This window comes from Streptomyces sp. NRRL S-920, assembly GCF_000717945.1.
Taxonomy (GTDB): domain Bacteria; phylum Actinomycetota; class Actinomycetes; order Streptomycetales; family Streptomycetaceae; genus Streptomyces; species Streptomyces alboniger.
This window is the reverse complement of record NZ_JODF01000003.1, coordinates 75,492-100,380: the sequence shown is the minus strand read 5'-3', so window position 1 is coordinate 100,380 and position 24,889 is coordinate 75,492. Positions and strand designations below refer to the sequence as shown.

General features: G+C 70.5%; 19 protein-coding genes and 1 pseudogene. 7 read left to right on the top strand and 13 right to left on the bottom strand.

Annotated elements, in window-relative coordinates; all coding sequences use genetic code 11:
• Positions 1–70 precede the first annotated feature (70 nt).
• Positions 71–697 carry a histidine phosphatase family protein gene (locus IG54_RS0103180; RefSeq protein WP_030777000.1) on the top strand — a complete coding sequence of 209 codons (627 nt, stop codon included), beginning with the start codon at positions 71–73 and terminating at the stop codon, positions 695–697.
• A 19-nt stretch (positions 698–716) separates the two neighbouring features.
• On the opposite strand, the gene IG54_RS0103175 is transcribed toward IG54_RS0103180, so the two are convergent.
• Together IG54_RS0103175 and katG are read right to left on the bottom strand one after the other, a co-directional pair.
• On the bottom strand, positions 717–2,081 hold the full coding sequence (locus IG54_RS0103175) for an FAD-dependent oxidoreductase (RefSeq protein ID WP_030776997.1): 1,365 nt from the start codon (positions 2,079–2,081) through the stop codon (positions 717–719).
• A gap of 211 nt (positions 2,082–2,292) precedes the next feature.
• Positions 2,293–4,524 (bottom strand): catalase/peroxidase HPI, encoded by a 2,232-nt coding sequence (gene katG / locus IG54_RS0103170; protein ID WP_030776994.1) that lies wholly within the window; start codon positions 4,522–4,524, stop codon positions 2,293–2,295.
• A 216-nt stretch (positions 4,525–4,740) separates the two neighbouring features.
• Between katG and IG54_RS0103165 the strand changes: the two genes are divergently transcribed.
• Positions 4,741–5,157 carry a Fur family transcriptional regulator gene (locus IG54_RS0103165; protein ID WP_030776991.1) on the top strand — a complete coding sequence of 139 codons (417 nt, stop codon included), beginning with the start codon at positions 4,741–4,743 and terminating at the stop codon, positions 5,155–5,157.
• 33 nt (positions 5,158–5,190) lie between these two features.
• Here the strand turns inward: IG54_RS0103165 and IG54_RS0103160 are convergent, their stop codons facing one another.
• From IG54_RS0103160 to IG54_RS0103150, 3 genes are all read right to left on the bottom strand, one after another.
• A complete protein-coding gene (locus IG54_RS0103160; protein ID WP_030776989.1) occupies positions 5,191–6,915 on the bottom strand; it encodes an acyl-CoA dehydrogenase family protein in 1,725 nt (574 codons plus the stop codon).
• 46 nt (positions 6,916–6,961) lie between these two features.
• Positions 6,962–7,519 (bottom strand): PadR family transcriptional regulator, encoded by a 558-nt coding sequence (locus IG54_RS0103155; RefSeq protein WP_030776985.1) that lies wholly within the window; start codon positions 7,517–7,519, stop codon positions 6,962–6,964.
• A gap of 79 nt (positions 7,520–7,598) precedes the next feature.
• Entirely contained in the window at positions 7,599–8,021 is a 423-nt protein-coding gene (locus IG54_RS0103150) for a secondary thiamine-phosphate synthase enzyme YjbQ (protein WP_030776984.1), read from the bottom strand.
• 88 nt (positions 8,022–8,109) lie between these two features.
• On the opposite strand from IG54_RS0103150, the gene IG54_RS0103145 reads away from it, so the two are divergent.
• A complete protein-coding gene (locus tag IG54_RS0103145) occupies positions 8,110–9,252 on the top strand; it encodes an NAD(P)-binding domain-containing protein (protein WP_051819230.1) in 1,143 nt (380 codons plus the stop codon).
• Here the strand turns inward: IG54_RS0103145 and IG54_RS0103140 are convergent.
• The 5 genes and pseudogenes from IG54_RS0103140 to IG54_RS39910 form a co-directional block, all read right to left on the bottom strand.
• On the bottom strand, positions 9,201–10,436 hold the full coding sequence (locus IG54_RS0103140; protein ID WP_106976934.1) for an alpha/beta hydrolase family esterase: 1,236 nt from the start codon (positions 10,434–10,436) through the stop codon (positions 9,201–9,203). The two genes, IG54_RS0103145 and IG54_RS0103140, sit on opposite strands and share 52 nt — an antisense overlap.
• 243 nt (positions 10,437–10,679) lie before the next feature.
• Positions 10,680–12,605, bottom strand: coding sequence for a helix-turn-helix domain-containing protein (locus IG54_RS0103135; RefSeq protein WP_037896187.1), 1,926 nt, complete (start codon positions 12,603–12,605; stop codon positions 10,680–10,682).
• A 40-nt stretch (positions 12,606–12,645) separates the two neighbouring features.
• Positions 12,646–14,073, bottom strand: a complete 1,428-nt coding sequence (locus IG54_RS0103130; RefSeq protein ID WP_078593653.1) for an MFS transporter — start codon at positions 14,071–14,073, stop codon at positions 12,646–12,648.
• Between the two features lie 72 nt (positions 14,074–14,145).
• On the bottom strand, positions 14,146–14,949 hold the full coding sequence (locus tag IG54_RS0103125; RefSeq protein ID WP_030776979.1) for a 3-hydroxybutyrate dehydrogenase: 804 nt from the start codon (positions 14,947–14,949) through the stop codon (positions 14,146–14,148).
• Positions 14,950–15,088: 139 nt separating this feature from the next.
• Positions 15,089–16,014 (bottom strand): annotated as a pseudogene (locus IG54_RS39910) (3-hydroxybutyrate oligomer hydrolase family protein); the annotation flags it as partial.
• 111 nt (positions 16,015–16,125) lie between these two features.
• Here IG54_RS39910 and IG54_RS0103115 point away from each other — a divergent pair.
• Together IG54_RS0103115 and IG54_RS0103110 are read left to right on the top strand one after the other, a co-directional pair.
• Positions 16,126–16,908 (top strand): CoA transferase subunit A, encoded by a 783-nt coding sequence (locus IG54_RS0103115; RefSeq protein WP_030776978.1) that lies wholly within the window; start codon positions 16,126–16,128, stop codon positions 16,906–16,908.
• A 1-nt stretch (position 16,909) separates the two neighbouring features.
• Positions 16,910–17,569, top strand: a complete 660-nt coding sequence (locus IG54_RS0103110; RefSeq protein WP_030776976.1) for a CoA transferase subunit B — start codon at positions 16,910–16,912, stop codon at positions 17,567–17,569.
• Positions 17,570–17,728: 159 nt separating this feature from the next.
• On the opposite strand, the gene mltG is transcribed toward IG54_RS0103110, so the two are convergent.
• Together mltG and IG54_RS0103100 are read right to left on the bottom strand one after the other, a co-directional pair.
• Entirely contained in the window at positions 17,729–18,541 is an 813-nt protein-coding gene (mltG, locus tag IG54_RS0103105; RefSeq protein WP_030776975.1) for an endolytic transglycosylase MltG, read from the bottom strand.
• A gap of 43 nt (positions 18,542–18,584) precedes the next feature.
• Positions 18,585–20,390 (bottom strand): ABC transporter ATP-binding protein, encoded by a 1,806-nt coding sequence (locus IG54_RS0103100; RefSeq protein ID WP_030776974.1) that lies wholly within the window; start codon positions 20,388–20,390, stop codon positions 18,585–18,587.
• A gap of 180 nt (positions 20,391–20,570) precedes the next feature.
• Here IG54_RS0103100 and IG54_RS0103095 point away from each other — a divergent pair, with 180 nt between their 5' ends.
• Together IG54_RS0103095 and IG54_RS0103090 are read left to right on the top strand one after the other, a co-directional pair.
• Positions 20,571–21,011, top strand: a complete 441-nt coding sequence (locus IG54_RS0103095) for a MarR family winged helix-turn-helix transcriptional regulator (protein WP_030776973.1) — start codon at positions 20,571–20,573, stop codon at positions 21,009–21,011.
• An 18-nt stretch (positions 21,012–21,029) separates the two neighbouring features.
• A complete protein-coding gene (locus IG54_RS0103090) occupies positions 21,030–23,948 on the top strand; it encodes an FAD-binding and (Fe-S)-binding domain-containing protein (protein WP_030776972.1) in 2,919 nt (972 codons plus the stop codon).
• Between the two features lie 13 nt (positions 23,949–23,961).
• On the opposite strand, the gene IG54_RS0103085 is transcribed toward IG54_RS0103090, so the two are convergent.
• Entirely contained in the window at positions 23,962–24,717 is a 756-nt protein-coding gene (locus IG54_RS0103085; protein WP_030776969.1) for a L,D-transpeptidase family protein, read from the bottom strand.
• Positions 24,718–24,889: the final 172 nt, after the last annotated feature.

Here is a 24,889-nt window from a genome sequence, read left to right as displayed (position 1 = left end):
CTCCCCTTCGAGCACAGGGAATCAGCCATCGATTACGCATAGTGGTCACTTACACGAAAGGCAGGCACCGATGCGCAGCTTGTACGTCATCGCCCACCCCGAGGCGACCCACCACATCGAGCGTGTGGTGGGCGGCTGGCACGACTCGCACCTCACCGCGTCGGGCCGGACCGCGGCGGCCTCCATCGCCCGGGCGCTGCGGGAGCAAATCCCCGAGGGCGCGGACGTGGAGCTGATCTCATCGGATCTGCGCCGCGCGCGGCAGACGGCACAGGCGGCGGGGGAACTCCTCGGCGTGGAGCCGGTCCTGGACCGGCGGCTGCGGGAGAAGTCCTACGGGGAGGCCGAGGGGCGGTCCCAGGAGTGGCTCGACCGGCGGTTCGTCCCACCGCCGGCCGAGGGTGACCGGATGAACCACCATGAGGGCGTCACGGGTGCCGAGACCAGGGGCGAGTGCGCGCGGCGCGTCTACGCGGTGATGGACGAGCTGCTGCGCCGCCCCGCCGCCCACCAGATCGTCGTGACGCACGGGTTCGCCCTGACGTTCGTCGTGGCGGCCTGGATCAGGATGCCGTTCGAGTCGCTCCACTCGGTCAGCTTCCGGGCGCCCGCCGGCAGCATCACGGTGCTGCGCGAGGACGACTTCTTCCACAACCGGCAGGTCGTCAGCCTCGGCGACGTCCGTCACCTCGGCTGACGACCTGGAGTGAGGGGCGTTACGCGCCGCTCGCGTCGAGCATGTCCTCGCGCTCCACGATCTTCACGCGCTCGCGGCCCTGCGGCTCGCCGAGCGCCTTCTCCGCGGCGTCGAGGCGGTACCAGCCCTCCCATGTGGTGAAGCGGACGTTCCGCTCGCCGAGGAAGGCGTCGACGGCCTCCGGGGCGGGGGCGCCGGGGGTGTGCAGGCGGCCGTTCTCGTGGTCATCGAGGAGGCTGGCGACCGTCTCGTTGGCGTCCCCCTTGGTGTGTCCGATGAGGCCCACGGGGCCGCGGCGGATCCAGCCGGTGACGTAGGTCGACTGAAGGTGCTCGCCGGTCTCCTCGATCACGCGGCCCGCCTGGTCGGGGACGGTGCCCGACGCGACGTCCCAGGGCAGCTTGGGCAGTTCGTCGGAGAGGTAGCCGACGGCGCGGTACACGGCGCCGAGGTCCCAGTCCTTGAACTCGCCGGTGCCCTTGACGTTGCCGGTGCCGTCCAGGGCGGTGCGCTCGGTGCGCAGGCCGACGACCTTGCCGTCCTCGCCGAGGATCTCGACGGGCGACTCGAAGAAGTGCAGGAAGAGCTTGTGCGGGCGGTCGCCGACGTCGCGGATCGCCCAGTTCTCCAGGGTCTTGGCGACCATGTCGGCCTGCTTGTTGCCGCGGCGCGTGGCGATCGACCCGTCGTCGTAGTCGATGTCCTCGGGGTCGACGATGACCTCGATGTTCGGGGAGTGGTCCAGCTCGCGCAGCTCCATCGGGCTGAACTTCGCCTGGGCGGGGCCGCGGCGGCCGAAGACGTGGACCTCCAGCGCCTTGTTGGCCTTGAGGCCCTCGTGGACGTTGGCCGGGATCTCGGTCGGCAGCAGTTCGTCGGCGGTCTTGGCGAGGATGCGGGCCACGTCGAGCGCGACGTTGCCGACGCCGAGGACGGCGACCTTCTCCGCCTCCAGCGGCCAGGTCCGCGGCACGTCGGGGTGACCGTCGTACCAGGAGACGAAGTCGGCGGCGCCGTAGGAGCCGTCGAGGTCGATGCCCGGTATGTCCAGGGCCCGGTCGGCCGTCGCACCGGTGGAGAAGATCACGGCGTCGTAGAAGGTGCGCAGGTCGTCCAGGCTGATGTCGCCCGGGTAGTCGACGTTGCCGAAGAGGCGGACCTGGGGCTTGTCGAGCACCTGGTGCAGGGCCGTGATGATGCCCTTGATGCGCGGGTGGTCGGGCGCGACGCCGTAGCGGATCAGCCCGAACGGCGCCGGCATGCGCTCGAAGAGGTCGATCGACACACCGGGTTCGACCGCCACCGCGGACTTCAGCAGCGCGTCGGCGGCGTAGATCCCGGCGGGGCCGGCTCCGACAATGGCTACCCGCAGAGGGCGAGGCATGTTCAGGTTCCCTTCGAGCGGTGGAGGAGTACTCTCCGGGAAGCCTAAACTAAGGCAAACCTAAGTAAGTAGCCGGGTCTGCTTTATGACCCCATAAGGCTGCCTTATGAGTCTCGCATGCGCACGAACGGCGTCAGGGCCGGCCCGCGCGGGCCGGCCCTGACGCCGTGATCAGCACCGTCGCGCGGATCAGGGCGGACGGTCGTACGGATCAGACCAGGTCGAACCGGTCCAGGTTCATGACCTTGTCCCACGCCGCGATGAAGTCCTTGACGAACTTCTCCTTCGCGTCGTCGCTGGCGTAGACCTCCGCGAGCGCCCGCAGTTCGGAGTTCGACCCGAAGACGAGGTCGGCGCGGGTGCCGGTCCACTTGACCTCGCCCGTGGCGATGTCGCGCCCCTCGAACGTGTCCTGGGCCTCGGACGTCGACTTCCACTCCGTGCCCAGGTCGAGCAGGTTGACGAAGAAGTCGTTGGTCAGCGTCCCGGGGCTGGTGGTGAGGACGCCGTGCTGGGAATCCTGGTAGTTCGCGCCGAGGACGCGCAGGCCACCGACGAGGACCGTCAGCTCGGGGGCGCTCAGGGTCAGCAGGTTCGCCTTGTCCAGCAGCAGGTACTCGGCCGGCAGGCGGTTGCCCTTGCCGAGGTAGTTGCGGAACCCGTCGGCGGTCGGCTCCAGGGCGGCGAACGACTCGACGTCCGTCTGCTCCTGCGTGGCGTCGACGCGTCCCGGTGTGAAGGGGACCTCGACGTCGAACCCGGCGTCCTTGGCGGCCTGCTCGACACCCGCGGCGCCGGCGAGCACGATCAGGTCGGCGAGCGAGACCCGCTTGCCGCCGCTCTGCGCGGAGTCGAAGGTCTCCTTGATGCCTTCGAGGGTGCGCAGCACCGTGGCCAGCCGGTCGGGCTGGTTGACCTCCCAGCCGCTCTGCGGCTCCAGGCGGATGCGCGCGCCGTTGGCGCCGCCGCGCTTGTCGCTGCCGCGGAAGGAGGAGGCGGCGGCCCACGCCGTGGACACCAGCTGGGACACCGAGAGGTCCGAGGCGAGGATCCGGCTCTTCAGGTCGGCGATGTCCGCGGCGTCGATGACCTCGTGCGCGGCCTCGGGCAGGGGGTCCTGCCACACCAGCGTCTCCGCCGGGACCTCCGGGCCGAGGTAGCGCACGACCGGGCCCATGTCGCGGTGGGTCAGCTTGAACCAGGCGCGGGCGAAAGCGTCCGCGAACGCGTCGGGGTTCTCCAGGAAGCGGCGCGAGATCTGCTCGTAGGCCGGGTCGAACCGCAGCGAGAGGTCCGTCGTCAGCATCGTCGGGGCGTGGGTCTTCGCCCCGTCGTGGGCGTCGGGGACAGTGCCCGCGCCCGCGCCGTCCTTCGGCCGCCACTGGTGCGCGCCCGCGGGGCTCTTGAACAGCTCCCACTCGTAGCCGAACAAGATCTCGAAGAAGCTGTTGTCCCAGGCGATCGGCGTGTTCGTCCAGATGCCCTCAAGGCCGCTGGTGATCGCGTCGGCTCCCTTGCCGGTGCCGTACGTGCTCTTCCAGCCGAGGCCCTGCTGCTCCATCGGGGCGGCCTCGGGGTCGTCGCCGACGTGGTCGGCCGGGCCCGCGCCGTGCGTCTTGCCGAAGGTGTGGCCACCGGCGATCAGGGCGACGGTCTCCTCGTCGTTCATCGCCATCCGGCGGAACGTCTCGCGGATGTCGCGGGCCGCGGCGATCGGGTCCGGATTGCCGTTCGGACCCTCGGGGTTGACGTAGATGAGGCCCATCTGGACCGCGCCGAGGGGGTTTTCCAGCTCGCGGTCGCCGGTGTAGCGCTCGTCGCCGAGCCAGGTGGTCTCGGGGCCCCAGTAGACGTCCTCGTCGGGCTCCCACACGTCCTCGCGGCCACCGGCGAAGCCGAAGGTCTCGAAGCCCATCGACTCCAGGGCCACGTTGCCGGTGAGGATCATGAGGTCGGCCCACGAGATGCTCTGGCCGTACTTCTTCTTGACCGGCCACAGCAGACGGCGGGCCTTGTCGAGGCTGGCGTTGTCCGGCCAGCTGTTGAGGGGCGCGAAGCGCTGCTGCCCGGCCCCGGCGCCGCCGCGGCCGTCGCTGATGCGGTAGGTGCCCGCGCTGTGCCAGGCCATCCGGATCATGAACGGGCCGTAATGGCCGAAGTCCGCGGGCCACCAGGGCTGCGAGGTCGTCAGGACCTCCGCGATGTCACGCTTCACGGCCGACAGGTCGAGGGCCTTGAACGCCTCGGCGTAGTCGAACTCCTCGCCGAGGGGGTTGGCCACGGCGGGGTTCTTCGCGAGGATCTTCAGGTTCAGCCGCTCCGGCCACCACTGGCGGTTTCCGCCGCCCTGGGTCGGGTGCGGGGCACGCCCGTGCGCGACCGGGCAGCCGGTCACCTCCTCCGGCTTGGGGTCGGTGACGATCGCGTCATGGTTCTCAGTCATGCGAATCCTTCCGGACGGGGCGGATCACGATGCGGAGCTGCGGACGGTCGCGTCCACGAACCTGGCCCGGGTCAAGTCACGTACTTTTCCCCGCTGTTGCCCTGACTCTTGGCCGACAGCCGGATCCGATCCTACGATGGACCATGTCCAAGTCAATACGACAGACAGGCCCGCCCGAAGTCATTTGTCGAACGAAGCACAGTGAGGCTGGTGGCCATGAGTGACCTGCTGCAACGACTGCGCGGACGCGGCTGGCGGATGACCGCTCAGCGCCGGGTGGTCGCCGAGGTGCTCAACGGCGACCACGTCCACCTCACCGCGGACGAGGTGCTCGCGCGGGCCACCACCCGGCTGCCGGAGATCTCCCGCGCCACGGTCTACAACACCCTCGGCGAACTGGTCTCGCTCGGTGAGGTGATCGAGGTGACGGCCCACGGCCGCGCCAAGCGCTACGACCCGAACGCCCACCGCCCCCACCAGCATCTGGTCTGCTCGGACTGCGGCACCATCCGGGACGTGCACCCCGGCGGCGATCCCCTGGCCGACCTGCCGGACTCCGAGCGGTTCGGCTACACCGTGTCCGAGGCCGAGGTCACCTACCGGGGCCGCTGCCCCGACTGCGCCCGCCCGTAGCCCGGGCGGGCACAGTCGGGGTGTGGCTGCGCCCTACGGCGCCATCTCGTACGCCCCGGCCAGGGATTCGACGGTCGCCCACACGCGCGCCGAGCGGGCGTCGTCGACGACCGGGCGGCGTACCGCGCCCAGCGCCCAGCTCTGCTGCGCCTCGGTGGCGGAGTCCTTGCCGTGCAGTTCGACGGCGTGGGCGGAGAAGTCGCGTACCAGGACCGCGAACAGCTCGTCGAGGACGTCCTCGTCGAGACCGGTCAGACGCGCCTGCTCCAGGATCAGCTGGCCGTGCACGACCAGCGCGAACAGCTGGCCGACAGCGAGGAGGAGGTCCAGGTCGCGGCTCTGCTCCTCGTCGGGGGCGGCGGTCCTCACGAACTCGCACAGGGCGTCGGCCTGTTCGCGGAAGCGGGCGACGTTGGGCACCTCGGCAAAGGTGTCGTAGGCGGTGCGCCAGTCGTGGAACCGTACGGAGCCGAGGCCCCGGGCCGGCCCCTGCCGGAAGAGGAAGTCGTCGTCGGCGGCGTCCAGGCGGGTCGGTACGGGCTCGTACGGCGCCGGGTCCAGGAGGTGGTTGCGCATGAACTTCAGGATCAGCGCGAGGTTGACGTGGACCGTGCCCTCCAGCTTGGGCAGGCCGCGGATCTCGATGGCCGCCTGGGCGAAGTAGTTGTCCTTCTCGAAGCCCTTGGCGGCGATGACGTCCCACATCAGGTCGATGACCTTCTCGCCCTCCGTGGTCACCTTCATCTTCGTCATGGGGTTGAAGAGGAGGTAGCGGCGGTCGTCGGGGCCCGCGGAGCGGAAGTAGTCGACGGCGCGGTCGCTGAACAGCTTCATGCCGACGAGGCGGACGTAGGCGTCGGTCAACTCCCGGCGCACGTGCGGGAAGGCGGTGACGGGGCGGCCGTAGAGGATGCGGCCCTGGGCGTGGGTGACGGCCTCGTACATAGCGTGCTCGCAGATGCCGATCGAGGCGGTGCAGAGGTTGAACTTGCCGACGTTGACGGTGTTGAGCGCGGCGTCGAAGGCGGCCCGGCCGGTGTGCAGGACGTCGGCGGCGGAGACCGGGTAGTCCTCCAGGCGGAACTCGCTGACGTACTTGGACGAGTCGACGACGTTCTTGACGAGGTGGTACGCGGGGTGGCGGCTGTCGGCGGCGAAGAAGACGTAGCCGTCGGGGCCCTCGATGTCGGTACGGCGGCCGAAGACGGAGACCAGACCGGCCGCGTTGCCGTTGCCGATGTAGTGCTTGGAGCCGGTGGCGCGGAAGCCGCCGTCGGCGTCGGGGGTGAGGAGCATGTCGGTGGAGTAGATGTCGGCGCCGTGCGTCTTCTCGGACAGGCCGAAGGCGAACACCTCTCCCTGGTCGAGGAGTTCGGCCGCGCGGGTGCGCGCGGCGGCGTTGTCGCTCTGCCAGACCGGGCCGAGGCCGAGGATGGTGACCTGCCACGCGTACCAGTAGTCGAGCCCGTAGAACCCGAAGATCTCGTTGAGGGCGGCGATCCGGGCGGTGTCCCAGCGCTGGTCACCCTGCCCCTCCCCCGCGGCGGAGGCCGGGGTGAGGAAGGTCGCGAACAGCTTCTCCTTGGCGGAGAACTCCAGGAAGTCCGCCAGCCAGGCACGGGAGCGGTAGTCCTCGATCAGCTTGCGCTTGCCGCGGGCCTCGAACCAGTCGACGGTCGCGCGCAGCAGCCTGCGGGTCTCGGGGTCGAAGTGCGTCGGGTCGTAGGTGCGCGGGTTGAACAGCAGCGCGTCGGCCATGGTGTCCGCCTTTTCCTGGTCGGGAGTTGAGGTGAGGGGGGCCGGTTCAGGCCGGGGGGCCGAGCCGGTGGAGGGTGGCGATCACGTCGTCGAGCCAGGCGATGGTCATGCGTTCGTACGCGATGCCGCCGCGCAGCACGACGTGCTGGAGCTGCTGCCCTGCGTCGGGGGCCGTCGGCGCCTCGGGGCCCGTGAAGTCGCGCAGCTCCCCCGCGAGGTAGCGGGCGAGCCGGTCGGCGTGCGCCTCGCGGTGCCGCTCGACCTCACGGATCAACGCGACCGGGTCGTCGAACGCGGCGCCGCGGATCTTCACGGCCAGCTCGTGCCGGACGCTCTCGGGCGCGATGGGCTCGTGCAGCCACTCGGCCAGGACGGACCGCCCCCGAGCGGTGACGGAGTACTCCTTCTTGTCCGGCCGCGTCTGCTGCGCCACCTCGCGGGCGTCGATCCAGCCGTCGCCCTCCATGCGTTTGAGGACGCGGTAGATCTGCTGGTGGGTGGCGGTCCAGAAATAGCCGATGGACCGCTCGAACCGCCGGGCCAGCTCATAGCCGGAGCCCGGCTGCTCCAGCAGCGAGACGAGGATCGCGTGCTCTAGCGCCATACGCCGATCTTTCTATGCAATTCGTTGCATAGACAAGTGGCGTCGCCCCGGTGAGACGCGGCTCACCTGGGACGTCGTGTCACCCCAGGAAGCTGAGCCGGACCTTGCGGTCGGGATTGTCGACGTTCGTGTCGACCAGGCACACCGACTGCCAGGTGCCCAGCTCCAGGCTCCCGGCCACCACCGGAAGCGTCGCGTGCGGCGGGACCAGGGCGGGCAGGACGTGGTCGCGGCCGTGGCCGGGGCTGCCGTGGCGGTGCTGCCAGCGGTCGTCGGCGGGGAGCAGGGTGTGCAGCGCGGCGAGCAGGTCGTCGTCGCTGCCGGCGCCCGTCTCCAGGACCGCGATGCCCGCCGTGGCGTGCGGGACGAAGATGTTCAGGAGGCCGTCGCGGCCGGCCGCCGCCTCGCGCAGGAAGGCTTCGCAGTCGCGGGTGAGGTCGTGGACCTTCTCGGTCGAACCGGTGGTGATCCGCAGGACTCGGGTGGTGAACGCGTCGGGCATACGGCCATCCTCCCTCATCCCGTCTCCCGATCCGCGTATCCCGGCCGCTCGCGGGAAGATCCCCGGCCCCGGCGCAGTTAGTGGAAGCGTGAACGACATCGGGGTACGTGACACGGCCGCCGCAGCGGCGGCGCAGGACGTTGACGTGGTCGTCATCGGCGCGGGCCAGGCGGGCCTGTCCGGCGCCTACCACCTGCGGCGGGCCGGCTTCGAGCCCGACCGGGACTTCGTGGTCCTCGATCACGCGCCCCGGCCCGGCGGCGCCTGGCAGTTCCGGTGGCCTTCCCTGACGTACGGCAAGGTGCACGGCATGCACGCACTCCCCGGCATGGAGCTGACGGGCGCCGACCCCGCGCGTCCGTCGTCAGAGGTCATCGGGGAGTACTTCACGGCGTACGAGGACCGCTTCGGCCTGCGGGTGCGGCGCCCCGTCGATGTGCGCGCGGTGCGCGAGGGCGAGGGCGGCCGGCTGCTGGTGGAGACCTCGGCGGGCATCTGGTCCACACGCGCGCTGATCAATGCGACGGGCACCTGGGACCGGCCGTTCTGGCCGCGCTACCCCGGCCAGGAGACGTTCCGCGGGCGGCAGGTGCACACGGCGCTCTACCCGGGGCCGGAGGCCTTCGCGGGGCAGCGGGTGATCGTCGTCGGCGGTGGCGCGTCGGGCACCCAGCACCTCATGGAGATCGCCCCCTACGCGGCCGGGACCACCTGGGTCACCCGGCGGCCCCCGGTGTTCCGCGAGGGGCCGTTCGACGAGGACTGGGGGCGCTCGGCCGTCGCCATGGTGGAGGAGCGCGTACGTCGGGGGCTGCCGCCGCGCAGTGTGGTGTCGGTGACCGGCCTGCCCGTGAACGACGCGATCCGCCGGGCGCGCGCCGACGGGGTCCTCGACCGGCTGCCGATGTTCGACCGGATCACACCGACCGGCGTCGCCTGGGACGACGGACGCCGCGTCGACGCGGACGTGATCCTCTGGGCGACGGGCTTTCGCGCCGCGATCGACCACTTGGCGCCGCTGCGGCTGCGCGAGCCGGGCGGCGGCATCCGTATGGAAGGCACCAAAGCGGCCGCCGACCCGCGCGTCCACCTGGTGGGCTACGGACCTTCGGCCAGCACGATCGGCGCCAATCGCGCGGGGCGCGCGGCCGTACGGGAGATCCAGCGGAGCATCGCAGGTCAGATGGGTGAGCAGTCAGACTTGTCGGTCCAGCCCGCTACGCACTTGTAGAGGGTGAAGGGGGTGTTGTAGCCACGGGCCGCGCCGAGCCTGTTGTACTCGTCCACGGTGATGCGCTGTGCCACGTAGTGGTCGGTCGCCGTGCCCTCGGCCGTGTCGGAATAAGGGGGCTGGGTGCTGGTCGGCGTGGGCGTCGGTGTGCTCGTGCCGGTCGGTGTCGGGGTCGGTGTCGGGGTGGGTGAGGCGCTGTCGTCGATGTCCCAGAAGCGGAGGAGGTGGTACGCGGAGCAGGTGTTCACGTCCAGGACGTAGGAGGCGGCGGTCCCGCACTGGGCCGGCCCGGTGCCCGGGTCGACGGGGTGTCCGTGCCCCATGCCGGTGATCTCGTAGGTCTCCACCGTGTCGCCGTACACCCGGTGCGGATAGCCGGCGACCGTGTCCGTGGTGTCCGGCACTTGATCGGTGCCGTTCACGTTGGTGAACTGCTCCATCAGTTCGGTGGCGTTCATGGGTTTCACGGTCGTATCCGTGGTGCCCTGCCAGATCGAGACCTTCGGACGGGGCCCGGAGTACGAAGAGGCCGCCCTGACCCTGTCTCCCCACTCCTTGGCGCTCCTGTTGACGCCAGGGCTCATACAGGTGAAGGCGGTGGAGACCGAGTTGGCGCAGCCGTGGGGCAGGCCGGCGATTATCCCCCCGCCGGAGAAGACGTCGGGGTAGGCCGCCAGCATGGCGGAGACCATGCCTCCACCCGCCGAGAGGCCGCTGGCGTAGGCGCTCTTCGCGCCACTGTCCTTCTTCGCGCGGTCGACCATCTGCTTGATCGACAGCGCCTCTCCGGAGTCCCGCCGCGTGTCGCCGGGCTCGAACCAGTTGAAGCAGGAGTTCGAGTTGTTCACTGACTGCTGCTGCGGCAGGACCAGTGAGAACTTGTACGTGTCGGCCAGGCCCAGCCAGCCGGTGTGGGCCGCATAGGACGCGGCGTTCTGCGTGCAGCCGTGAAGGGCGACGACGACAGGACGTCCGTCGGGCAGACCTGGGGGGACGTAACGGAACATGCGAAGGTTGCCGGGGTTGGATCCGAACCCCGTGACTTCTTGCGGGGTGGCCGCCGCGCGCGCCGGACCGGACGACGACACGACGGACAGTACGGCGACGAGCAGGACGGCCAGTGCCGCGGCGAACGCGGCGGCTGGTCGGCGGCCGACCGCGGGCAGGGGGCAGAGATGTGGCATGGGGAGAGACCTCCACGTTCGGCTCTGTGATGACGGCCCTCACGGGGTTGTGTGGAGGCTAGGGGCGCCGGTGTCGTCCGCGCCTTGGGGTGGCGGTCACCTTTCTGCGCTGGTGAGCGGGGTCTGGTGCGTCGAGATGCAAGGCGGAGGAGGGCGGCAACGCGGAGCGTTGACAACCGACGACAACACGGCAGATCGGCGTGCCAGACCCCGCGGCCCGCGGCATGATCCGCCGGACAGGCCCTAGTGGCTGCCCAGTCGATGCAACTTCAGAGCCAGTTGGAGCTCCAGGGCCCTGGTGGGGCTGTTCCAGTCGGCGCCGAGGAGTTGGGCGACCCGGTCCAGTCGCTGCACGACGGTGTTGACGTGCACGTGCAGGGCGTCCTTGGCCTTGGACAGGCTCGCGCCATGGGTGTAGTAGGCGTCGAGCGTCAGGACGAGCTGGGTGCCGCGTTGCTGGTCGTAGGCGAGAACGGGGCCCAGGTAGCGCTGCACGAAACCGTCGAGGTCGGATCGGTCGCCGAGCAGGACTCCGAGGAAACCCAGTCCGGCGATGTCGCTGCCGTCCCCGGTGCGGCCCAGGGCGTGCAGGGCGTTGAGGCAGCGGCCCGCTTCTGAGTACGTGCCCGGGAGCTGTTCGGGGCCGGTGGCCGGTCCCGCGGAGCCCACGGTGACGGGCGCGCCGGCCGCCTTGCCGAGGTCTCTGGCCAGTTCGGCGGCGAGTGCGCCGGGGTCCGACGACGGGACGAGCAGCACGATGTGGCCGTCGTGGATACCCGCGAGCCCGCCCAGTGAGCGGGCGTGGCGCACGGCTTCTGCGAACAGATGCGAACGCGGCTCGTTGTCGGTGTCCAGGGTGAGCACGGCGTGGGGCCGGGAGAGGTTGATGCCGAGCTTGCGGGCGCGGAGGGCCATGCTGCCGCCGTCGTGGCGTCCGCCGGTCTTGTGGCCGGTGAGCAGGTCGTCGAGGAGTTCGCCGCGGACGCGGTCCTCGGCCTCGGCGACAGTGCGGCGCAGCAGCAGGAGGAGGGCGGCGACCAGGGCGGCGCGTTCGAACAGGCGGCGGTCGGGGTCGGCCAGGTCCGCGCGTGAGGTCAGGACGATGCTGCCGAGCAGTTCGGAGCCGGCCAGGACGGCGCACACCCAGGTGCCGTCCACCGGGACGGCGCGGCCACCGGTGCGGGAGGCCGTGATGCCCTGGGGCGAAGGGGTGAGGGGGGCGGTGCCTGCGCGGGCCATCTCCGTGCCGTCGGGGTCGTGGAGGGCGATGCCGCCGCCGAGCAGCGCGGCGATCTCGCGGACCAGGTCGTCGACGGTCGCACCGCGCAGGACCAGGTCGGTGAGGCGGTCGTGGGCGTCGGCGGCGCGGCGCAACGCCGTGCTGTGGGCCCGCGCGGTCTCGTTGGCCGTGTTGAGTTCGACGAGCGCGGAGCGGGTCTCCTCCAGCATGCGCGCGCTGTCGATGGCGACGGCGGCGTGGTCGGCGAGCGAGGTGAGCAGCGCGATGGCTTCGGGCGGGAAGTCGCGCGTGGTGCGGTCGGCGGCGAAGAGCACCCCGATGACGCGTTTGCCGACACGCAACGGCACGCCGAGGATGCCGCGCAGCCCCTCCTCAAGCACCGCTTCGTCGATGGCACGGGTGTGCTTGAAGCGCGGGTCGGTCTGGTAGTCGGCGCTGGTGTAGGGGCGGGCGGTCTGGGCGACGAGGCCGCCCAGGCCCTCGCCCATGCCGAGACGCAGTTGTTGGAAGCGGGCGGAGACCGATCCGTCGGTGACGCGCATATAGGTGTCTTTGGCGACGGGGTCGTTCAGGGAGAGGTAGGCGGCGTCGGTGCCGACCAGGGTTCTGGCCCGGTGGACGATGGCGCGCAGGACCGCGTCCAGGTCGCGCAGGGCCGCGAGGTCGCTGGCGGTGTCGAAGAGGGCGGCCAGCTCGGCCTCGCGTCTGCGGTGCTGGTCGAGGGTGCGGCGGATCTCCAGCGCGATCCGTGTGGCGTCCTCCAGCAGAGACCGCTCTTCGGGTGGAAGGTGAGCGGTGTCGGCGTCGCCCGAGGGGCGGGTGAACTGCTCGGTGGACGCCCCGGAGGCCAGCAGGGTCAGCAGCTGCCTGAGGGCCACCATCGCACTGTGTGCCGCGGCGCGGTACGTGCGGTCGTTCACGGTGGTCATGATGGCACTCCTCACGTCCGGAGGCGCTGAACGCGTCGGTTCAGACCCTGTCGCTGCCGGCGGGCGCGGGCGTCTCCCGCTGCAAGCGGTCCGTGGGGTCGGCCGCCATGGAGACGGTGAGGTCCCGGCCGAGTGTTTCCCTGGCGAGGGCGACGGTGACGGTGGTGACGACCGCGGCCAGACAGAGATACACGGCGACGGGGGTGGCGGAGTCGTACTCCTTGAGGAGTTCGACCGCGATGATCGGTGCCAGCGCGCCGGCCACGATGGAAGCGAGCTGGGAGCCCATCGACGCGCCGGAGTAGCGGACCTTGGTGTCGAACATCTCGGAGATGAAGGCGGCCTGGGGACCGTACATGGCGCCGTGCAGCAGCAGGCCGACGGTCACCGCGAGGGTGATGACGGCGAACGACTTGGAGTCGAGCAGGGCGAAGAAGGCGAAGGCCCACAGAGCCATGCCGACCGAGCCGATCAGGGTGACCGGCCTGCGGCCGATGCGGTCGGAGAGCGCCCCCCACAGGGGAATGGTGACGAAGTGGACGGCCGAGGCGATCAGGACGGCATTCAGCGCGGTGCTCTTCGGCAGGTCCAGGTGGTTGGTGACGTAGACGAGGAGGAAGGCGGTGAGGACGTAGTAGGAGATGTTCTCGCCGAAGCGGGTACCGATCGCGGTCAGGACCTCCCGCCAGCTGCGGCGGAACACCTCGACCACCGGCGGCTTCTGCTTGATGCCGCGGGCGGCTTCCGCCTGGGTCTTGGCCTGGGCGGCGAGGAAGACGGGAGACTCCGAGACGGAGATGCGGATCCACAAGCCGAGGAGGACCAGGACCCCGGAGAGCAGGAACGGGATGCGCCAGCCCCAGGCCGTGAAGTCCTCCTCCGACTGGACGGCCGCGAGCAGGGCGAGGACGCCGGTGGCCAGGAGGTTGCCGCCCGGGGCGCCGGCCTGCGGCCAGGAGGCCCAGAAACCGCGCTGTTTGTCCCCGCCGTGCTCGGAGACGATGAGCACCGCACCGCCCCATTCGCCGCCCAGCGCGAATCCCTGGACGAGCCGCAGCACGGTGAGCAGGATCGGGGCGCCGATGCCGATGCTGTCGTAGGTGGGCAGCAGGCCCATGGCGAAGGTGGCCCCGCCCATCATGAGCAGGCTGATGACGAGCAGCTTCTTGCGCCCGATCTTGTCGCCGAAGTGCCCGAAGACCACGCCGCCGATCGGCCTGGCGGCGAACCCTATCGCGTAGGTGATGAAAGCGATCAGGGTTCCTACGAGCGGGTCGGCGGTGGGGAAGAAGAGCGTGTTGAACACGAGCGCGGCGGCGGAGCCGTAGAGGAAGAAGTCGTACCACTCGATGGTGGTGCCGATCAGGCTCGCGCTGACGATACGGGCGATGCCGGGCGAGCGGCCTGGCGCGGTGGGGTCAGTGGGGGCCGGGGGCTCGGTGGGGTCGATGGCCGGAGCGTCGGACATGTGTCACCACTTTCGTGTGCGGAATGGGGTGAGGGGCGTGGACGGGGACGGGAAGCGGACGGCGGGCCGGGATCAGCTCGCTCCCCAACCGCCGTCCATGGGCAGCGAGGCTCCGGTGATGTAGCTGGTGTGCGGACCGCACAGCCACAGGGCGGCGGCGGCGACCTCCTCGGCCTCCAGGAGCCGCTTGACCGGAGCGCGGGTGAGCAGGACGTCGGAGAGGACGTCGCCGGGGCTGATGCCGTGGGCCGCGGCCTGGTCCTTGATCTGGCCCTCGACCAGCGGGGTGCGGACATAGCCGGGGTTCACGCAGTTGCTGGTCACACCGTGCGGGGCACCCTCGACGGCGGTGACCTTGCTCAGGCCCTCCAAGGCGTGCTTGGCCGTGACGTAGGCGCTCTTGAACGCGCTGGCGCGCAGGCCGTGGACGCTGGACATGTTGATCACTCGGCCCCATCCGCCGGCGTACATGTGCGGCAGGACGCGGCGGATCAGCAGGAACGGCGCCGTGACCATCACCTGCTGCATGAGCGCGAAGCGATCCGGCGGGAACTCGTGGAGGGCGGCGACGTGCTGCAATCCGGCGTTGTTGACGAGGATGTCGATGGCGGAGGGCAGTGTGTCGATGACGTCCGGGTCGGCCAGGTCGGCCGTGTGTGCCACACCCCCGATGGCGTCGGCGACCGTTTTGGCCTTCTCGGCGTCCAGGTCGACCACGTGGACATCCGCGCCGGCGGCGGCAAGGGCGGCGGCGCACGCCAGGCCGATGCCGCTGCCGCCGCCGGTCACCAGTGCGGCACGGCCGGACAGATTCGCGCCGCCCGTGGCCGAGACGGTCGACCCCAACAGTTGCGAGGATGCAAATTCCCTGGTCATGGCCGGAAACAGTAGAGTCACCTCGCCGACTCTCCTATGGGAGCGAGCACCACAATGACCCGTCAGAAGGTGGCAGTCTCCCCTATGCCCACGTCTGAAGTAAGGGTTTTGTCCCCGCTGCTCGGCGGGCCCTGATGGCTCAGCGGCCGAGGGGGCAGGTGGTCAGGAGCGTCGCCGCGTCGGCCGTGGGTGGACGGGGCACAGTGCGGCCGGCCGGTGGCGGGTCGGAGTGCGTCAGCCACCCCTCCAGTGCGCTGAAGGCCGACCGGTGACAGGGGACGAGCGACCGCAGCCGGTCGGGGAAGGTGTCCACCAGGGAGTCGGCGTGCGTGCCGCCCTCGATGCGGTAGTAGCGGTGCAGCCCGCCGCGGCCGGCCTGGCGCACCATGCGGGCGTACACGTCGGAGTCCCGGCTGATGGGCAGCAACGCGTCCAGGGTGCCGTGGACGGTGATCAAGGGCTTGCCGATACGGCCGGTCAGCGCGATCCGCTGCATGGCGCGGCGCACTTCCGCGGGGCGCGAGGCGTAGTCGTAGTCCGCGTCGCAGGCCGCGCTTCCCGGGGCGCAGTACGGAGTGCCGGCTTCCGTCGGGCCGTCGAAGCCGGGGTCGATCTCCTCGCGGTAGATGCGCTGGGTGAGGTCCCAGTACACCTTGTGGTGGTACGGCTACAGGAACTCCGACCCGGCCGGGCACCCGGCGGCGTGCATCGCCTTCCGCGCCCCTTCGGCGCCGGGCCTTCCGGCCTCGTACGCGAGGTAGTAGCGCAGCGCGGGCGGCAGGAACGTGAGCAGGTTCGGCCCATCGGCGCGCCAGAGCGTGCCTTCCCAGTCCACCCCGCCGTCGTACAGCTCAGGGTGGTTCTCCAGCTGCCAGCGCACCAGGTAGCCGGCGTTGGACATCCCGGTGGCCAGGGTCCGGGCGGGCGGGCGGTGGTAGCGCTGGGCGAGCTGTCGGGGAAGTAGCCGTCGATCTGGATGCCGGGCACGCCGCTCGGGGTCGCGAGGCCCTTCGGGGTCAGCCCCGCCCAGTCGGCCGGATCGGTGTGACCGGATCCCACGGTCCCCCATACAGGGGCCTCTCGGTATGTGAGCGACAACCATGGTGAGAGGCGGCCCGGGATTCCTAGGCTCGGCGTCGGCTCGGTCGAGCAGCAGCAATGACGAAGAGAGGTCGCATGGGTCTGGACAAGACGGTCGCGGACGTCGCCCAAGCGGTGAGAGGCATCCCCGACGGGGCATCACTCGCCGTCGGCGGATTCGGTCTCTGCGGCATACCGAGCGCGTTGATCGACGCGCTGCTGCGCGAGGGCACTTCCGGGCTGAAGATCGTCTCCAACAACTGCGGTGTGGAGGACTGGGGGCTCGGGCTGCGTCTGCGGGCGGGCCGGATCGACCGGATGACCAGCTCGTACGTGGGCGAGAACAAGGAATTCGCCCGGCAGTACCTCAGCGGGGAGCTGGAGGTGGAGCTGGTGCCACAGGGCACCCTCGCCGAGCGACTGCGTGCCGGGGGCGCGGGCATACCCGCCTTCTACACACCGGCCGGCGCCGGGACCCAGATCGCCGACGGCGGGCTGCCCTGGCGCTACGGCCCGGGCGGCGCCATCACCGTGGCCTCACCGCCCAAGGAGAGTCGCGTCTTCAACGGCACCGAGTACCTGCTGGAAGAGAGCATCACCACCGACTACGCACTGGTGCGAGCCGCCCTCGGCGACCGCCACGGCAACCTGGTCTTCCACTCCTCCGCCCGCAACTTCAACCCGTTGGCGGCGATGGCCGGCAAGATCACGATCGCCGAGGTCGAGCACCTGGTCGAACCCGGTGAACTGGACCCGGACGAGATCCACCTGCCCGGCGTGTTCGTCCAGAGCGTGGTCCGTGTCCACCCCGGTGACCCCACGGCCCAGCGGCGCATCGAACGCCGCACCGTCCGTACCCAGCAGGAAGTCGGTACCTGACATGGCGCTCACCCGAGAGCAGATGGCCGCACGGGCCGCACGGGAACTGACCGATGGCACGTACGTCAATCTGGGCATCGGTCTGCCCACCCTCATCCCCAACTACCTGCCGCCCGGCGTCGAAGTGGTGCTCCAGTCGGAGAACGGCATCCTCGGCGTAGGGCCCTACCCGACCGAGGACGCGGTCGACAGCGACCTGATCAACGCGGGCAAGGAAACGGTGACCACGCTGCCGGGAGCCTCGTTCTTCGACTCCGCGCTCTCCTTCGGCATGATCCGCGGCGGCCACATCGACGCCGCCGTCCTCGGCGCCATGCAAGTCTCCGCCCATGGTGACCTCGCCAACTGGATGATCCCGGGCAAGATGGTCAAGGGCATGGGCGGCGCCATGGACCTGGTCCACGGAGCCCGGCGGGTCATCGTGCTCATGGAGCACACGGCCAAGGACGGCAGCCCCAAGCTCGTGGAGCGGTGCACGCTCCCGCTCACCGGCCGCGGCGTGGTCCAGCGCGTCATCACCGACCTCGCCGTCCTCGATGTCACGCCCGACGGGTTCGAGCTGGCGGAGCTGGCGCCCACTGTGACGGTCCAGGACGTCGAGGCGGCGACGGCGGCCGACCTGATCGTGCCCCCTCGGCTCTTGGCATCGACCGCCGCCTGATCGGACGCGCCGCACACGCCGGTAGCACCACAAGCCGGCCCCCTGCGGCTGGAGAAGCGCGATGGGCACCAGGCCATTTGTTTCCGGAGGGCGGCCGTGATCAGCCGCCGTCGACGACATTCCGGCAGGGGAAGACAACACCTGACGGGCCCTGATCTGTCAGGTGTTCCGGTTGAACTCCACGACGTTCTTCTGGTGCTCCCCGAAGTCCGACGTGAAGCGCGTCTCACCCGGCTTCACCGTCACGAAGTACAGCCAGTTCCCCGGGGTCGGACTGATCGCCGCGCGCATCGCCTCCTCGCCCGGATTGCCGATGGGGGTCGGCGGCAGGCCCATGCGCGCGTAGGTGTTGTACGGACTGTTGACCTTCGTGTCACGGTCACTGGTGGCCAGCGTCGAGCGGTTGAGGGCGTAGTTGATGGTGGAGTCCATCTGGAGGGGCATGCCCCGGTCGAGGCGGTTGTAGATGACCCGGGCCACCTTGCCCATGTCCTCCTTGGAGCCCGCCTCCGCCTCGATCATGCTCGCGATGGTGACGGTCTGGTAGACGTTCACCGCGTTGCGGTCGGCGCCCGCCGTGACGTGGCCGCCGTTGAACTTCTCGTTGGCCGTGTTCACCATGTACGAGAGGACGGACGCCGGCGTCGACTGGGAACTGAGCGGATACGTCGCCGGGAAGAGGTAGCCCTCGGGGTTGCCCCCGGCATCGCCGGGAAGCTTGAGATCGGCCTTGGGCACGGCCTTCTTCGTGGTGCCCGCGGGCACCTTCAGGGCCTTGTCCACAGCCGCGTACACCTGGCCCGAGCGCCAGCCCTCGGGGATGGTCAGGGACTCGGGCCGCGCGTTGTCGTCCGGGAGCAGCAGCGGCACCGCCACGGCGGTGGCCGCCGCGACGGCTCCGGTCGCGATCAGGGCGATCCGGCCCCGCCGCGTCAGTCGAATCGTGCCCCGTCGCGGAGTCTTGGTCTGCATGGGGGCACGTTAACCCGTAAATAGGGTTATTCCCGGCATATCCCTACGTTGTCGGCTCCAGTTGGGCGTCTCTGCGGACGAGAGCGGCGTAACGCCCGTCGCGCGCGAGCAGCTCCTCGTGGGTGCCGCGCTCGACCGCGCGTCCGGCGTCCAGGACCACGATCTGGTCGGCGCCGCGGACCGTGGAGAGCCGGTGGGCGATGGTGAGCGTGGTCCGGTCGGCGGACAGGGCGTCGATGGCCTCCTGCACGGCCCGCTCGGTGCGGGTGTCCAGGGCGCTCGTCGCCTCGTCGAGGATGAGGACCGGCGGATCGCGCAGGACGGTGCGGGCGATGGCGAGCCGCTGCTTCTCGCCGCCGGAGAAGCGGTGGCCCCGCTCGCCGACGACCGTGTCGTACCCGTCGGGCAGGGAGGCGATGTGGTCGTGGATCTGGGCGGCGCGGGCGGCGGCGACAAGTTCCTCGTCGGTCGCGTCGGGCTTGGCGAAGCGGAGGTTGTCGGAGACGGAGGCGTGGAAGAGGTACGTCTCCTGGGAGACCACGCCGACCGCGCGGGCGAGGGTGTCGAAGTCCAGGTCGCGCACGTCCACCCCGTCGAGGGTGACGCGGCCGCCCGTGACGTCGTACAGCCGGGGGACGAGATGGCTCAGGGTCGACTTGCCGGAGCCGGTGGGCCCGACCACGGCGAGGCTGCCGCCCGCCGGGATCGCGATGTCGATGCCCTGGAGCGTGGGCCCGGACTTCTCGTCGTAGCGGAACTCGACGTCCTCGAAGCGGACCTCGCCCCTGATCGTGTCGAGGCGGACCGGCTCGGCGGGTTCGGAGATGTCGACGGGCAGGTCGAGGTACTCGAAGATGCGCTGGAAGAGCGCGAGCGAGGTCTGGATCTGCACGCCGGTGGAGAGCAGGCTCACGGTCGGCCGGAACAGGCCCTGCTGGAGTGAGACGAAGGCGACGAGCGTGCCGATCGAGACGCTCGGGCCGCCCGCCTGGAAGGCGATGCCCGCGGTCCAGTAGATGACGGCGGGCATGGCGGCCATGACGATCGAGATGACGGCCATGCGCCAGCGGCCCGCCATGTTCGACCGGATCTCCAGATCGACCAGCCGCTCGGACTCGTCCGCGAAGGACTGGGTGAGGGAGTCGGCGCGACCCATCGTGCGGCCGAGGACGATGCCGCTCACCGAGAGCGACTCGGTGACGGTCGCGGCCATCGCGGCCATCTGCTTCTGGCGCTGGGTGGCGATCTTCTTGCGCTCGCGGCCGACGCGACGGCTGATCCACACGAACACCGGCAACAGGAGCAGCGAGACGACGGTCAGCCGCCAGTCCAGGGCGAGCATGGCGACGACGGTCGCGATCACGCTCGTGAGGTTGGAGACCAGGGAGGTGGCGGTAGAGGTGACGGTCGCCTGCATGCCGCCGATGTCGTTGGCGATGCGGGACTGGACCTCGCCGGTGCGGGTGCGGGTGAAGAAGGCCAGGGACATGGCCTGGAGCCGACCGTAGACGGCAGTGCGCAGGTCGTGCATGACCCGCTGCCCCACGGATGTGCTGATGAGGGTCTGGAGGACGCCGAAGACGCTCGTCACCACCGCGCTGAGGATCATGCCGAGCGCGAGCAGGCTCAGCAGGCCCGTGCGGCCCTGCGGGATGGCGGTGTCGAGGATCTCTTTCAGCAGGAAGGGGGTAGCGACCGAGACGAGGGAGGCGGCGCAGACCAGCAGGCCCACGATCGCGAGGCGACCTCGGTAGGGGCGGAAGAGACGCAGGATGCGGCGCATCTGGCGCGGCGGCTCCTGGCCGGGGGCCTGGGGCGGCGGCGTCCAGGTCGGTTCGTCGTGACGCATGGGCTCCTGACGGGGTGTCTGAGGGGGATGCGGGGTGGATCCCGGGCTGCTTCCGGGATGGTTCCGGGGTGTTCCGGGGCTCTGCGGGAGAACGGTGCCGAGGATGAGGGACAGGATCAGGGAGCTTAGCTCACTGTTACCTATACTCACAATGCACTAGGTCCTGATAATGTTCCGGCCATGAGCACCCCGGACACCGACGGCCCCCTCGCCGAACAGCTGCTGCGGCTCACCCGCAGGCTGCACCGCATCCAGAAGCGCCATCTGGGGCCGGTGGGCGTCACCCCGGCCCAGTCCCGGCTGCTGCGCACCCTCGCGCACTACGAGGCACCGCCGCGGATGGCCGACCTCGCGCAGCGCCTCGAAGTGGTCCCGCGCGCGGTGACGAGCCTGGTCGACGGCCTGGAGGCGGGCGGCCTCGTGCGCCGCGCGCCGGATCCCGGAAATCGCCGCGTCATCCGCATCGAGCTGACGGATACGGGACAGGAAGCCCTCAAGAAGCTGCGCGCCGCGCGCCGGGCCGCGGCGGAGGACATCCTGGCTCCACTGACCGCCGAACAGCGCGAGGTGCTCGGCGGTCTGCTGTCCGCCCTGCTCGACGACCCGGAAGGTCGTTGCTGACACCGCCGAGGAGAGCCCATGCCGCTGCTGGAGCCCGAGCCCGACGCCCTGCGCCCCACGTCGCGCACGGAGGGCCCGGCACCGGACCGCGTGCCGGACCGGCGGGCCACGGGGACCCCGGAGCCGCTGCGTAGCGAACTGACCGCACTGCTCGGCGCAGAGAAGGTCCTGACGGGGATCTCGGATCTGGTGCGGTACGCGTCGGACGCGAGCCCCTACCGGTTCCTGCCGCAGGTCGTGGTCGTCCCCGAGGACATCGACGACGTCTCCGCCGTCCTGTCCTACGCGCACGGCAAGGGCCGCGAAGTCGTCTTCCGGGCCGCGGGCACGTCGCTGAACGGCCAGGCCCAGGGCGAGGACATCCTGGTCGACGTGCGCAAGCACTGGGCGGGAGTCGAGGTGCTCGGCGAGGGGGAACGGGCCCGCATCGGCCCGGGCACCACGGTCGTACGCGCCAACGCCACGCTGGCCCGGTTCGGCCGCGTCCTCGGCCCCGACCCGGCGAGCGCGATCGCCTGCACCATCGGCGGCGTCGTCGCGAACAACGCCTCGGGCATGACGGCGGGCACGACCCGCAACTCCTACCGCACGATGGCCTCCCTGACGTTCGTCCTGCCCTCGGGCACGGTCGTGGACACGGCCGCGCCCGACGCCGACGACCAGCTGGCGCACGCCGAACCCGCGCTGTGCGAGGGCCTGCTCGCGATCAAACGGGAGATCGAGGCGGACGCCGAACTGGTGGCCCGCATCCGCGCCAAATACCAGATCAAGAACACCAACGGCTACCGCCTCGACGCCTTCCTCGACGGCGCGACGCCCGTTCAGATCCTGCGCGGACTCATGGTCGGCTCGGAGGGCACCTTCGGCTTCATCTCGGAAGTCGTCTTCGACACGCTGCCGCTGGAGCGGCACACCAGCACCGCCCTGCTCTTCTTCCCCTCGCTGTCCGCGGCCGCCGCGGCGGTGCCGCTGTTCAACGCGGCGGGCGCCCTCGCCGTCGAACTGATGGACGGCAATACCCTGCGCGCCTCGGTCAGCGTGCAGGGGGTGCCCGCCGACTGGGCCGGGCTCCCCAAGGCGACGACCGCGCTCCTGGTGGAGTTCCGCGCGCCGGACGAGGCCACGCGGGAGGCGTACGAGTCAGCAGCGGCCAAGGCCCTCGAAGGGCTCGAACTGGTCACCCCCGTCCCCTCGGTGACGAACACCTTCACGCGCGACCCGAAGACGATCGGCCGCTACTGGAAGGCACGCAAGGCGTTCGTCACGGCCGTCGGCGGCTCCCGCCCCTCGGGTACGACCCTGATCACCGAGGACTTCGCGGTACCGCCGGGGCAGCTCGCCGAGGCCTGCGAGGCGCTGCTCGAACTCCAGACGCGGCACGGCTTCGACGCCGCCGTCGCGGGCCACGCGGCCCACGGCAATCTGCACTTCCTGCTCGCCTTCGACGCGGCGCTGCCCTCGGACGTGGCGCGCTACGCCGCCTTCATGGAGGAGTTCTGCCGCCTGACCGTGGAGCGCTTCGACGGCTCCCTGAAGGCCGAGCACGCCACCGGCCGCAACATCGCGCCCTTCCTTCAGCTCGAATGGGGCCCGAAGGCCACGGAGCTGATGTGGCGCACCAAGCAGATCATCGACCCGGACGGCGTCCTCGCGCCGCGCATCGTCCTCGACCGCGACCCGAAAGCCCATCTGCGGGGCCTGAAGACCATTCCCAGGGTGGAGCTGATCGCCGACCCCTGCATCGAGTGCGGCTTCTGCGAACCCACCTGCCCCAGCGAGGACTTGACCACCACACCGCGCCAGCGCATCGTGCTGCGCCGCGAGATGATGCGCCAGACGCCGGGCTCCCCCGTCGAGAACGGCCTCGTCGAGGCGTACGGCTACGACGCGGTGGACACCTGCGCGGGCGACTCGACCTGCAAGCTCGACTGCCCGGTCGGCATCGACACGGGCGCCCTGATGAAGAACTTCCGGCACGCACGGCACTCCCCGCGCGAGGAGCGGCTCGCCGCCCTCACCGCGAGGAACTTCAAGGCCGTCGAGGCGACGGCGCGGCTCGCCGTGGCGGCCGCCGACCGGATCAGCGACCGGCTGCTCACCACGGTGACCCGGACCGCCCGCAAGGCGGTGCGGCCCGATCTCGTACCGGAGTGGCTGCCGCGGATCCCCGGCGCCGCCGCCCGCACCCTGCCGCGCACCTCACGCGCGGGCGCCTCGGCGGTCTACTACCCGGCGTGCGTCAACCGCATCTTCGGCGGCCCGGGCGACCGCTCCCTGGCCGAGGCCGTCGTCGCCGTGTCCGCGCGCGCGGGCAGGCCCGTCTGGATCCCCGGCGATGTCGCGGGGACGTGCTGCGCGACGATCTGGCACTCCAAGGGCTACGAGGTCGGCAACGCGCTCATGGCCAATCGCATCGTCGAGGCGGCCTGGGGCTGGACCGCGGGCGGCCGACTGCCACTGGTCGTCGACGCCTCGTCGTGCACGCTCGGCATCGCACACGACGTCGTGCCCTACCTGACGGCGGACAACCGCGCGCTGCACCGGGAACTGACGGTCGTCGACTCCATCGTCTGGGCCGCCGACGAACTGCTGCCCCGCCTGACCGTGCGCCGCACGATCGGCTCCGCCGTCCTGCACCCCACCTGTTCCATGCGGCACCTCGGCGACGAACCGCAGTTGCGTGCCGTCGCCGAGGCCTGCGCGGACGAGGTGGTCGTGCCGGACGACGCCGGGTGCTGCGCGTTCGCGGGCGACCGCGGCATGCTCCACAAGGAACTCACCGAGTCGGCCACCCGCAAGGAGGCCGCGGAGGTCACCTCCCGCCCCTTCGACGCCCACCTCTCGGCGAACCGCATGTGCGAGGTGGGCATGGACCATGCGACGGGCCGCGGCTACTACTCCGTACTGCTGGAGCTGGAGCGGGCGACGCGTCCCTAGCGGGCTCGGTGGCTCAGGCCTTGAGGTTGGCCCTGTCCCCCATCACCACGACCGGGTGCTGCTTCGGATCCAGCGTGCGCAGCAGATGCTCCATGCCCGCCTTGGACAGGCTCACGCAGCCCGACGTACCGCTGCCGTGATCCATGTGCAGCCAGATGCTGCCGCCCTTGGCCTGCCCCTGGGGGCGCGTCGGGTCGTTCGGCGGGGTTCCCTTGGCGCGGTTGTAATCGATGGCGATGACGTAGTCGAAGTCGTGCCAGTGCGTCCTGGGCCAGTAGTGCGGGGCCTGCATGGAGTCCGACTTCGTGTACGGGAACTTGGCGCCCGGGTCCGCGAGGACACCGCCCGCGTCGGTGAGCGTGAACACCCCGACCGGGCTGCGCTTGTCGTTCTCGCGGTGGGCGGTGGTCCAGCCCTTCTTGCCGTTGTGCGCGGGCCAGCTCCGGGCCTTCTCCCAAGTGGCATCCGCCTTGCTTGTTTTCGTAAAGAGCACGACGGTCGACTTCGCCGAGTCCTCGCCGTCGCCGTAGACCGCGACGACCTGACGGGAGTCCTTGGGAATCTTCGACTGCAAGCGGTCACCCACGTCAGGGATGCTCTTGAGATCGGCAGGCTTCTGCCGCGCGCTCCCGCCGCCCTTGGCCTGCCCCGCTCCCCCGTCGTTCTTCGTCGTCCTGGTGGAGTCGTCGCTTCCGCTCCCGCAGGACGTCAATAGGACCCCGCAGGCCGCTGCCGCGACCGCCACTCGCACCGCACCGGCTATACGCATCCGCCCATGGTCGCACCCGGCCCGCGCTGCCCCCGCCCAGCTCCCTGGCCCACGCGAAGCCGGGGCCGATTCTTTACCCCCGGACGGAAAACCGTTTGCTTCGGGCCACCGTCCGAGGCGAACCTTTCACGGTTTGTTACCGCCGCCTGTTTCTCCTGGCTTCGGACCCGCC